Origin of the sequence: Stenotrophomonas sp. YIM B06876, assembly GCF_030711595.1 — a bacterium.
In the GTDB taxonomy this organism is placed as follows: domain Bacteria; phylum Pseudomonadota; class Gammaproteobacteria; order Xanthomonadales; family Xanthomonadaceae; genus Stenotrophomonas.
Map to the genome: position 1 here is coordinate 1 of NZ_JAUJUJ010000623.1, position 378 is coordinate 378.

Annotated in this window: 1 protein-coding gene; it reads right to left on the reverse strand. The window is 66.9% G+C overall.

All coding sequences use genetic code 11. From position 1 onward, the window contains the following. Positions 1-33 precede the first annotated feature (33 nt). Positions 34-378, reverse strand: a 345-nt coding sequence (locus QZH66_RS18755; protein WP_305807286.1) for a glutathione S-transferase C-terminal domain-containing protein, incomplete at its 5' end; no start/stop codon positions are given.

Sequence of the window (378 nt, forward strand, 5' to 3'; positions counted from 1 at the left end):
AACAGGCCTTTGCAACGGTGGAACCAGCGTCGGTCAAGAAGAAGCGGCCGCCAGCTTGTCCTGCGTCTTGGTGTCGAAGTCGCTGGCGTCGTGGCGCTCGTGCAGCTGGCTGGCCGGGTCGCCCCAGGTGCGGTTGACCTTGCGGCCGCGCTGCACGGCCGGGCGCTGCGCGATCTGCTCGGCCCAGCGCAGCACATGGGTGTATTCGTGCACCTGCAAGAACTCGCCCGCCTCGTAGAGCTGGCCCTTGGCCAGCGCGCCGTACCAAGGCCAGATGGCCATGTCGGCCACCGTGTACTCGTCGCCCGCCACAAACTCGTGCGCGACCAGGCGCTGGTTCAGCACATCCATCTGGCGCTTGACCTCCATCGCATAGCG